Source organism: Methylobacterium sp. (assembly GCF_019750675.1).
Classification (GTDB): Bacteria; Pseudomonadota; Alphaproteobacteria; order Rhizobiales; family Beijerinckiaceae; genus Methylobacterium.
On record NZ_JAIEOF010000453.1, the window covers coordinates 1 to 10,247 of the forward strand.

The 10,247-nt window shown below is 69.1% G+C and carries 11 protein-coding genes and 1 tRNA gene; 7 read left to right on the forward strand and 5 right to left on the reverse strand.

The window, feature by feature from the left end:
- The first annotated feature begins 293 nt into the window (after window positions 1-293).
- The 6 genes from rfbC (at window position 294) to K2X24_RS23715 (ending at window position 4,472) form a co-directional block, all read left to right on the forward strand.
- Window positions 294-848: a dTDP-4-dehydrorhamnose 3,5-epimerase gene (rfbC, locus tag K2X24_RS23690; protein ID WP_292501740.1), complete on the forward strand. Its 555-nt coding sequence runs from the start codon at window positions 294-296 to the stop codon at window positions 846-848.
- Window positions 849-903: 55 nt separating this feature from the next.
- Window positions 904-1,968 carry a dTDP-glucose 4,6-dehydratase gene (gene rfbB, locus K2X24_RS23695; protein WP_292501741.1) on the forward strand — a complete coding sequence of 355 codons (1,065 nt, stop codon included), beginning with the start codon at window positions 904-906 and terminating at the stop codon, window positions 1,966-1,968.
- Window positions 1,969-1,987: 19 nt separating this feature from the next.
- A complete protein-coding gene (gene rfbD, locus K2X24_RS23700) occupies window positions 1,988-2,896 on the forward strand; it encodes a dTDP-4-dehydrorhamnose reductase (RefSeq protein ID WP_292501744.1) in 909 nt (302 codons plus the stop codon).
- Window positions 2,893-3,783 carry a glucose-1-phosphate thymidylyltransferase RfbA gene (gene rfbA, locus K2X24_RS23705; RefSeq protein ID WP_292501746.1) on the forward strand — a complete coding sequence of 297 codons (891 nt, stop codon included), beginning with the start codon at window positions 2,893-2,895 and terminating at the stop codon, window positions 3,781-3,783. Before rfbD ends, rfbA begins: the two co-directional genes overlap by 4 nt.
- A gap of 125 nt (window positions 3,784-3,908) precedes the next feature.
- On the forward strand, window positions 3,909-4,226 hold the full coding sequence (locus K2X24_RS23710; protein ID WP_292501747.1) for a hypothetical protein: 318 nt from the start codon (window positions 3,909-3,911) through the stop codon (window positions 4,224-4,226).
- A gap of 172 nt (window positions 4,227-4,398) precedes the next feature.
- Window positions 4,399-4,472, forward strand: a tRNA-Gln gene (locus K2X24_RS23715).
- Window positions 4,473-4,962: 490 nt separating this feature from the next.
- Here the strand turns inward: K2X24_RS23715 and K2X24_RS23720 are convergent.
- Entirely contained in the window at window positions 4,963-5,184 is a 222-nt protein-coding gene (locus tag K2X24_RS23720) for a hypothetical protein (protein ID WP_292501749.1), read from the reverse strand.
- A 102-nt stretch (window positions 5,185-5,286) separates the two neighbouring features.
- On the opposite strand from K2X24_RS23720, the gene K2X24_RS23725 reads away from it, so the two are divergent.
- Entirely contained in the window at window positions 5,287-5,871 is a 585-nt protein-coding gene (locus K2X24_RS23725; RefSeq protein ID WP_292501750.1) for an amino acid permease, read from the forward strand.
- Between the two features lie 162 nt (window positions 5,872-6,033).
- Here K2X24_RS23725 and K2X24_RS23730 read toward each other — a convergent pair whose 3' ends face one another.
- From K2X24_RS23730 to K2X24_RS23745, 4 genes are all read right to left on the reverse strand, one after another.
- Window positions 6,034-7,410: an MFS transporter gene (locus tag K2X24_RS23730; protein ID WP_292501752.1), complete on the reverse strand. Its 1,377-nt coding sequence runs from the start codon at window positions 7,408-7,410 to the stop codon at window positions 6,034-6,036.
- Window positions 7,407-8,174 carry an NAD(P)-binding domain-containing protein gene (locus K2X24_RS23735; protein WP_292501754.1) on the reverse strand — a complete coding sequence of 256 codons (768 nt, stop codon included), beginning with the start codon at window positions 8,172-8,174 and terminating at the stop codon, window positions 7,407-7,409. The genes K2X24_RS23730 and K2X24_RS23735 overlap by 4 nt, the downstream gene beginning before the upstream one ends.
- Window positions 8,164-9,093 carry an aldo/keto reductase gene (locus K2X24_RS23740; protein WP_292501755.1) on the reverse strand — a complete coding sequence of 310 codons (930 nt, stop codon included), beginning with the start codon at window positions 9,091-9,093 and terminating at the stop codon, window positions 8,164-8,166. Before K2X24_RS23740 ends, K2X24_RS23735 begins: the two co-directional genes overlap by 11 nt.
- Window positions 9,094-9,245: 152 nt before the next feature.
- On the reverse strand, window positions 9,246-10,226 hold the full coding sequence (locus K2X24_RS23745) for a quinone oxidoreductase (RefSeq protein WP_292501758.1): 981 nt from the start codon (window positions 10,224-10,226) through the stop codon (window positions 9,246-9,248).
- Between the last annotated feature and the right edge of the window lie 21 nt (window positions 10,227-10,247).

A 10,247-nucleotide genomic window follows, 5' to 3' on the forward strand; every position in this document is an offset into this window, starting at 1 on the left:
CTTCACCACAGGTTCCACCAAGGAACAGAATCTCACTCATCTGTATTTCTCGTCCGATCATTCCTGCTCGCGCATGGCTCGCTCGAAAAACGCAGGAACACATCGTGCATCCGATGCTCCAACCTGCGCTGTCAGATGCTTGTGTCGAAAACACGACAGCAGCATCTCGCGCCGAGACCCTTGGCGCAACTATGCGCGAGAGGGAGCAACCAAAAATCGACCTCCCTCTTGACAGGACACGACCAAAAATCGCCTAGAACGATCGCATTTCCAAATTCCGAGGATTGTCCTCCATGCAGGTGATCGAGACCGACATCCCGGTCGTGCGGCGCATCGTTCCCAAGCGGTTCGGCGACGCGCGGGGCTGGTTCTCGGAGACGTACCGGGCGGATGTGCTGGCGAAGGCCGGCATCGCGGACGTCTTCATCCAGGATAACCAGTCCTTCTCGGCACCTCAAGGCACCGTGCGGGGGCTGCACTTCCAGCGGGCCCCGATGGCGCAGGCCAAGCTGATCCGGGTCCTGTCCGGCGCGATCCTCGATGTCGCGGTCGACCTGCGGCGCGATTCGCCCACCTACGGGCAGCACGTGGCGGTGCGACTCGACGCGGAGGCCGGCGAGCAGCTCTACGTGCCGATCGGCTTCGGGCACGGCTTCTGCACCCTCGTGCCCGACACCATGGTGGCCTACAAGGTGGCCGGCGGGGTCTACAGCCCCGAGCACGACGGGGCCCTGCTCTGGAACGATCCGGCGCTCGGCATCGCCTGGCCCGTCACCGAGGCCGAGGCGCAGCTCTCGGACAAGGACCGGGTCGCGCCGCGGCTGGCCGAACTTTCGCCCCCGTTCTGAGAACATGTCATCCGGGCCGCGGGCCCGGCCCGATTCCTTAAGAGACCCTACCCCCATGCGCATCTTGGTTACCGGCGGCTGCGGCTTCATCGGATCGGCACTGGTCCTGCACCTGGTGCAGGACCTCGGACACGAGGTGGCGACGCTGGACGCGCTGACCTACGCGGCCAACCCGATCTCGCTCCAGCCGCTGGCCGACAACCCGAAGCACCGCCTGGTCGAGGCCGACATCTGCGATCCGAAGGCGGTGCACGCCCTCTACGCCGCGTTCCGGCCCGACGCGGTGATGCACCTGGCCGCCGAGAGCCACGTCGACCGCTCGATCACCGACCCGGGGGCCTTCATCCGCACCAACGTGGTCGGCACCCAGGTCATGCTCGACGGCGCCCGCACCTACTGGGACGGGCTGACGGGCGAGGCCAAGGCGGCGTTCCGCTTCCTGCACGTCTCCACCGACGAGGTCTACGGCTCGCTGCCGCCGGACGGGTTCTTCACCGAGGAGAGCCGCTACGACCCGCGCTCGCCCTACTCGGCCTCGAAGGCGGCCTCCGACCACCTCGCCCGGGCCTGGCACGAGACCTACGGCCTGCCGGTGCTGGTGACGAACTGCTCGAACAATTACGGCCCGCGCCACTTCCCCGAAAAGCTCATCCCGCTGATGATCCTCAACGCGCTGGAGGGCAAGGCTCTGCCCGTCTACGGCGACGGCCTGAACGAGCGCGACTGGATCCATGTCGAGGACCACGCCCGCGGCCTCGTGGCGGTGCTGGAGAAGGGGCGGGTCGGCGAGACCTACCTGCTCGGCGGACGCTCGGTGCGCAACAACCTCGCGGTGGTCAAGGCGCTCTGCGCCGCCTTCGACCGGTTGCGCCCCGAGCAGGCGCCGCACGACCGCCTGATCACCTACGTCACCGACCGGCCCGGCCACGACCGGCGCTACGCCATCGATCCCGGCAAGGCCGAGGCGGAGGTCGGCTGGCACCCGACCAAGGACTTCGAGCGGGCGCTGGAAGAGACGGTGCGCTGGTACCTCGACAACGAGGCCTGGTGGCGTCCGATCCGCGAGGGTCGCTACACCGGCGAGCGCCTCGGCCTCGGCTTAGCCCCCAAGGAGGCCTGAACCGCGGATGTCGGAACCCATGGACATCCTCATCCTCGGCGGGGCCGGCCAGGTCGGCACCGAGCTGCAGGCCCCCGGCCTCTGGGAGGCGAACGTGCGCCTCCACGCCCCGACCCGCGGTGAACTCGACATCACGGACGGGGCGGCGCTCGCGGCGGCCCTCGGCCAGCGCCCCTACGCGGCGGTGGTCAACACGGCTGCCTACACCGCCGTCGACAAGGCCGAGAGCGACATCGCCGCCGCCTGGAGCCTGAACGCCGTGGCGCCGGCGCTGCTGGCCGCCGCCACGGCCCGGGCCGGCATCCCCCTCGTCCACGTCTCCACCGACTACGTCTTCGACGGGGCGGGCACGGGCGCCTGCACCCCCGAGACGCCGGTGAACCCGAGGAGCGTCTACGGCGCCAGCAAGGCGGCCGGCGAGATGGCGGTGCGCAGCGCCAACCCGCGCCACGCGATCATCCGCACCGCCTGGGTGGTGAGCCCGCACCGGGGCAACTTCGTCAAGACGATGCTGCGGCTCTCGGCCGAGCGCGACCGTCTCAGCGTGGTCGACGACCAGCACGGCAACCCGACCAGCGCGGGCGACCTCGCCGCGGGCCTGGCCGTGATCGCCCAGCGGCTCGCCGCCGACCCGGGCGCGCCCACGGGCACGCATCATTTCGTCAATGCGGGCGCCACCACCTGGTGCGGCTTCGCGAAGCGCATCGTCGCGGCCGCCGCCCGGCGCGGGGGACGGGACATTCCCGTCGACCCGATCCCCACCAGTGCCTTCCCGACCCCGGCCCGGCGCCCGGCCAATTCGCAGCTCTCGACCGAGAGCCTGGCACAAGCCTACGGCCTGACCCCCCGGCCCTGGACCGAGGCGCTGGAGGACATCCTCGACCGGCTGATCGGACCCGGGCAGCAGCCCAAGGAGACACAGGCATGAAGGGCATCGTACTGGCCGGCGGCACGGGCACGCGCCTGCACCCGGCGACCCTGTCGATCAACAAGCAGCTGCTGCCGGTCTACGACAAGCCGATGATCTACTACCCGGTCTCGGTGCTGATGCTGGCGGGCATCCGCGAGATCCTGATCATCTCCTCGCCCGAGCACCTGGACAACTACAAGCGCCTGTTCGGCACGGGCGAGCAGTTCGGGCTGTCCTTCACCTACGCGGTGCAGCCCCGCCCCGAGGGCCTGGCGCAGGCCTTCATCATCGGCGCCGAGTTCGTCGGAGACGACAGCGTCGCCCTGGTGCTGGGGGACAACCTGTTCTTCGGCAACGGCATGAGCGCGTTGCTCAAGCGCGCCCGCGAACGCACGACGGGCGCCACGGTGTTCGCCTACCACGTCGACAACCCGGCGGCCTACGGCGTCGTGACCCTGGACCAGGCGGGCCGGCCCCTGCGGCTCGTCGAGAAGCCGCCGGAGCCCGAGAGCCCCTGGGCGGTGACGGGGCTGTACTTCTACGACAACCAGGTGGTGGACATCGCCGCAGCCGTGAAGCCCTCGGCGCGGGGCGAACTCGAGATCACCAGCATCAACGAGGCCTACCTGGAGCGGGGCCAGCTGCACGTGGAGCGGATGAGCCGCGGCTATGCCTGGCTCGACACGGGCACGCACGACAGCCTGCTGGAGGCCTCCGAGTTCGTGCGCACCCTGCAGCACCGGCAGGGCCTGCAGGTGGCTTGCCTGGAGGAGATCGCCTACCTGCAGGGCTTCATCGGCCAGGAGCAGCTCATCGCCCGCGGCAAGCTCTTCGCCAAGACCGCCTACGGCCAGAACCTCCTCAAGCTCGCCAAGGAAGACCCCGAAACCCTCCTGTCGCGCTGACACGACCCACCCCGGGCCGGATCGTCTTCGGCGCCGGACGGCCGGCCCTCGCGGGTCACCTTGGATTCGCACGGCCGCCGGAGGGGGTCTCCCCGACGCGCGGCCGTTCGGCTATAGGAACGACCATGGACAACATCATCCGCCCGACCTTCGGCGCCCCGCGCCGACCGGAACAGCCCGATGCCCGGCGCGTCCAGGTCTTCACGCAGCGCGTCTACGGGGAGGCGAATGGCTGCCGGGTCTGCCTCGTCCACGAGGCGGACGCCCCCGAGGGCGATGTCTACAAGGTCGTGGTGGGCTTCCTGTCCGACGACGAGGTCAGCACCGTGGCGATCCTGCCGGCGACGCCCGAAGGGGACACCGATTCCGAGATCGTGGCCCTGGCGATCCTGCGCACCCTCGCCATGCTCGAAACCGGCGCGACACCACCCGGCACCGCCTGACCCGTTCCCCGGTTCGCCGGCCCCCGCGATTACCCGGCGAACCACACTTGCCTCCTCCGGGAAAGCCATGCTATCGCCCCTCCACCGGAACGGACCGGGGCCGATCCAGGCCGGTGCGACGCACCGATCAGACGGAAACAACCGGATCCATCCTCGAGCCACGCGAGGATTTTGGGGGATAGTTTAACGGTAGAACAGTGGACTCTGACTCCTCTAGTCCAGGTTCGAATCCTGGTCCCCCAGCCACTGTCAGAACTAAGCCATTCAGATCACCTAGCTTCTTACGCAATCGTCCTGCGGAGTGAGCAGGTTGCTACGCTCCGATACACAGGCCGCTCAACCGGGCGCCGAAGGAGCGGAGTGGCCACGATCGCGAATGTGGTCGTTGAAGCCTGCTTGAGGCCCTCCGCCAGCCGTCACATCCGTTTCGTTAGCAAACACACATTTCGCCTGATGGGGCGGAGTGGAGAGCGGATGTGCCCAGCCCGAGATCGGACGCATCAATGAGGCGCGCCTGAATGACAGGGTGCTGCGTGCGGGCTTTCCGCCGTGGCGCACGGTCTAGGGCCGGTTCCGGCGCCGGATCGCGAAGCGGCTGTTCGAGGATCTGATGCGGGCCCCGGCCCACCGACCTCACCCTTTCGCGAGCGCCGCACGTTCGCGGCTGTCGTCGCCACCGGCTTTCAGGCCTCGGGCTTATCATTCGGCACGATCCTGGGCCGGCATCGTTGGTCCCTCAGCCGGCACCGTAGCCGCCCTTCTCGTTCGTTGGGTGCCGGCTCGGCGAGTGATCGTCGTAGCCGCCCGTTTCCGGACCCTGGTTCTGGGACGGAGCAACGCGACCGGGCGAGGTCGGGCCGGCCTCGGCCGGATCGTCGCTGACACGGCGGTCGACCAGGGACTTGCCCTTGGGCGGCACGTTTAGAACGGGGACGGTCGGCTTATCGTCCGAAACCATGGCACACTCCATCGTCTTGGCATCCTGCGAGGCAAGAAGCCGCCAACGCCGGAGTTCCGTCCGGCCTAGAAGCGCTCGGAACGGGATGCCGATATACCAGCCATGAAAGCCCGTGCGGCCGCTGTCTCGACATTGACCGCGACCGCCATTGTCGTGGCCGACATGATCGGCGTCGGCGTGTTCACCAGTCTCGGGTCCCAGGTCACGGACATCACGTCCGGCTTCATGCGGCTGTTGCTCTGGTTCGTCGGAGGCGGCGTCGCCCTGTGCGGGGCGTTCTGTTGGCCCGAGATCGCGACGATGTTTCCCCGCTCCAGCGGCGAGTACAATTTCCTCACCCGGATGTACGGCTTAGCCTTCGGTTTCATGGCCGGCCGGCTCTCGGCCACCGTCGGCTTCGCCGCACCGGTGGCGTTCGGGCAGCAGGCCAAGGCCGTTCTGCCCGGTGCGCCGCCGCTCCTCCTCGGCTTCGCGGTCATCTGGATCGTCACGGCCGTCCACCTGAGCGGCACGCGCCACGGCAGCGGCCTTCAGGCCGGCTCCACGCTGCTGAAACTGGCGCGGATCGTCGCCTTCACCCCGCTGATCTTCCTGTCCGTCACGCTGCTGATGCTGGCCGGGTTCCTGCTCCACGTCCTCGCAAAGCAGTGGGGGCCGGAGGGAACGCGGCCGACGTCTCTGACGTAAGCGAGGCTTCTCAGGACTTGGTCGCCCGAAAGACGTCGCGCCTTGCGGGTTTCGCGGACCTGAAAAGAAGCAACCTCACCTGAATGCGACTGTTCCGAAGCGGCGCTTGAGGCCAGTCTCACGCATGGAAATCCCGTCCCGCGTGGGACGCTGACGGTCCGCTCACGGCTCGCGTCGTCCGGGCCCATCCGGCGCCACCGCGACCTCCGCTTGTCGCGCCTGACGCTCGGCCTGCCGTCGCCCGAGCCAGAGGCTGTTCACCAGCCAGGCCACCGAGAGCGGAACCGCCGTCACGGCGACGGCCGTCGAGCCGAGCCCCAGCGCGGCGATGCCCGCGAAGGACCAGGCCCCGAGTTGGTCGCCGACGCGGTAGATCACCGTGTCGATGAAGTTCTTGGCCTTGTAGCGATCCTCGCGCGGGACGACCGTGAAGAGGACTTCGCGGATCGGCCGGGCGATCGCGAAGTTGCCGGCTCGGCGCAAGACCTGGAACACCACGATGGCGGTGATCGTGGGCGAGACCGCGAGCGCCGCGAAGCCCAGAATGCTCGCCGCCGGCAGCAGGGCGAGCGCCGGCCCGACGCCGATGCGCCGGACGATCCGACCCGTGAGGAAAAACTGAACGCCGAGGGTCAGCACGTTCACCAGGAGGTCGACGCTGGCGAAGAACGCCGTCTGCGCCCCCCGATCGGGGAAGCTGCGCTTCGCGATGCCGGCCTGCTCGAAATACAGAAAGGTCGACGTGATGGAGAACAGGAGCAGGAACAGGCCGATGTTGAGGAGGTAGGGCGAGCGGAACGTGCGGGTGATGCCGGCAAAGGCGCTCCCGCCGATCGCCTCCGCCGGCGCGGCGTCCCCGGCAACCGGCGCCCGGTGCAGCCGGTCGGACAGACGCGCGAGGCCGCGCATGCTGAACACGGCCGCCTCGAGCAGGACGGCCGCGCCGACGAGGAGGGCCCAGGTCGGCACGTCGCGGGCGAGGATGGCCGTCGTCGCCGAGCCGGCGATGGCCCCGAGGGTCGCCCCGGCGGCGATGAAGCCGAACAGGCGCTTGCCCTGCTCGGTGGAGAAGACATCGACGATCGTGGCCCAGAACACCGAGACGACGAACAGGTTGAAGATCGACAGCCAGACGAAGAAGGCGCGGCCGATCCAGACGTCGCCCTCCGGACCGGCGACGTAGAGGCCGCCCGCGAACAGCAGGATGTTGGCCGCGAAGAACCGGTAGGTCAGGGGCACGAACCGGGCTCGGGGCAGCGTCTTCACCAGCCAGGCGAACGGCACGTTCAGGACCAGCATGCCGACCAGGGTGCCGGTGAACAGCCAGGGCAGGTTCTCGAGGCCGCCGGCGATGCCCATCTGATCCCGGATCGGGCGCAGCACGTAGTAGGCCGCCAGGATCGAGAAGATGTAGGCCCAGGACCAGGCGAGCGCCGGAGCCTCTCCGGGCCGGACGTCGACGAGGCGCCCGAGCCAAGCGGCTGCGGACCGGTCAGGCGTTCCGCCGGGCGGAGCCGCCGGACCGGCGGCGCGATTCACCGGGCGACACCGAGGCGGGAACGCAGTTCCGGCCCGGTGATCTCCAGGCCGAAGCCCGGGGAGCCCATGGCGAAGCTGTCCGCCTTGGTCAGCGGACCGACCACCACGGGATCGAACCCGGCCTCTTCGACAAGCCGGCTCACCGTCGCGAGGGCCTGCGGATCGTCGCCCGCCAGGGGAATGCCCATGCGGCCGCCATCGCGATGCGCGTTCTTGGCGAACACCTTGTAGTTCGCGAAGTTGAAGGCGCGCACGATCCGGGCGCCGGCGAGATACTTGGCCGAGACCGCCGCGATGCCCTGCGCCTGCACCTCCCCGTAGACCTCGCCGTCACGGGCCTGGGTCGCGTTCCCGGCGTCGATGACGACCTTGCCCGCCCAGGCCGCGGCGTAGTCCCGGGCGAGTTGCGGATAGGCCTTGTAGGGCACGGCGACCACCACGACGTCGCCGAAGGCGATCGCCTCGGCGGGCGTGCCGGCCCGTACCCTGGGGCCCAAGCCCTCCACCAGGGTCTTCAGCTCCTCCGGGTGGCGGGAGGAGAGCATCACCGCGTGCCCGGCCTTGGCCCAGAAGCTCCCCAGGGTGCCGCCGATGTTTCCGGCCCCGATGATTCCGATCCGCGCCGGCACCGCCGCCTTCACCGGTTCGTTCGCCACCGGTTCCTTCGCCACCGGTTCCTGGGCGACGGCCGGAACCGCCGCAGCCAGAACGCCCGCGGCCGCGAGCGTCAGGAGCGCGCGGCGGGAGACAGAGTTAAAGTGCATCGACAAGGGCCTCCATACGGGTGCGCAGGGCGGCGTCGGGCATCCGCCCGCGCGCGGCGCCGAGGTTGTCCTCGACATAGGCGGCCTTGGCCATGCCGGGGATCGGGCAGGTCACCGCCGCGTGCCCGAGGACGTATTTCAGGAAGAATTGCGGCCAGCTCGCGCAGTCGAACTCGGCGGTCCAGGGGGGCAACGCGCGGCCCTGCACGGCCTTGAACAGGCGGTCGCGCCCAAAGGGCACGTTGACCATCACGGCCATGCCGCGCTCGGCCGCGAGCGGCAGGATGCGCTCGGCGGCGCGGCGGTCGTCGAGAGCATAATTCACCTGGATGACGTCCAGGGTCTCGCGTTTCATCAGGGCTTCGAGGTCCGGGAACTGGCTGTCGCGCCAGACCGTGACGCCGACATACCGGATCTTCCCCTGCGCCTTGAGCTCGCGCAGGGTCGCGAGGTTCGCGTCCGGGTCGATCAGGTTGTGGACCGCGATCAGGTCGATCACCGGCGTCTTCAGCCGCGCGAAGGAGCGGGCGATCTCGGCAGCCCCCCCCTCGCGGCCGGGGGTCCCGACCTTGCTGCACAGGAACACCTTCTCGCGCAGCCCGTCCTCACCGAGGATGATCCCGAGCACGTCCTCGGCCGTGCCGTAGCTCGGGGCGGTGTCGATCACGGTTCCGCCAAGGGCCACGAAGCGCTGCACCGCCTCGCGCAAGGGGGCCACTTTCTCCGGAATCGGCTCGACCTCGTAGCGACGCGAAGTACCGATGCCGACCACCGGGAGGGTCTCGCCGGAGGAGGGGATGGGGCGACGCAACACTCCGACGGTCTCCGCCCGGGCGGGGGCGGGCGTCCGCGCGAGCAGCAGGCCCGACAGGGGCAGCAGCCCGGCCCCTGCCACGAAGGCGCGTCGAGATGGATGCATGGGGCACGGACCTCCGGCAGGCGACGTCCGGTCCATCTAGGGTGGTTTCGCCCGTCGTCAGGGGGGCGGCAGGAAGTCCCGGGCGCGATGCGCCCGGTCCTCACCCGGCGCCGCCGCGGAGCGCGCCGGTTGCCGAGCCGGGATGCGACCGCCTAGGGAACGATGAGCAGGGCGCCGCCGAAGCGACGTTCCTCGGCCGCGACGTGGGCCTCGACGATGTCATCGAGCCTGAAGCGGCCTCCGATGTCGACGCTGACATGCCCCTGGGCGATGGCCGCGAACACGTCGGCCGCATTGGCGCGGAAGGTTGCCGGGTCGGCATTGTGGGGAAAGACGGAGGGGCGCGTCAGGAAGAGGCATCCCTTCTTGTTGAGGAGCTCCGGATCGACCGCCGGGGCCTTCCCGGACGAGGCGCCGTAACAGACGACGAGACCGAACGGGGCCGCACAATCGAGCGACTTGATCAGGGTGTCCTTGCCGATCGCGTCGTAGACGACACGCGCTTTTCGGCCGCCGCTCGCTCTTAGGAAGGCGTCGGGCCATTCCGGATCGTTGAGGTCGATGACATCCACGCACCCAGCGGCGAGCGCGGTCTCCCGCTTGCCGGGAGAGCCCGTGGTACCGAAGACCGTGGCGCCCAGCGCCGTCGCCCACCGCGTCAGGATCTGCCCGACGCCGCCGGCGGCCGAATGCACCAGCAGGACCTCGCCGGCCTGCACGGCGTGCGTCTTGCGCAGGAGGTACTGGGCCGTCATCCCCTTGAACAGCAGGGTCGCCGCAGCCTCGTCGCTCACCGTGTCCGGCAACGCGACAAGCTTGTCGGCCGGGACGTTTCGACGGTCTGCATAGGCGCCGACGCCGGCGTTCATGTAGGCGACCCGATCGCCGCTTCGGATGTGGGCGACACCCGAACCGACCGCTTCGACGACCCCCGCCGCCTCGAAGCCAAGGCCCGTCGGCAGGGGAAGCGGATAGATGCCCTTGCGCTGGTAGATGTCGATGAAGTTGAAGCCGATGGCCGTTTGCCGAACCCGCACCTCACCCGACATCGGTGAGGCAAGCTCCTCCGTCACGATCGATAGCACCTGTGGCGAGCCGAACTCGGTGAGTTTGACGACACGTCTCGTAACCATGCGATTGCAACTCCGTGACAA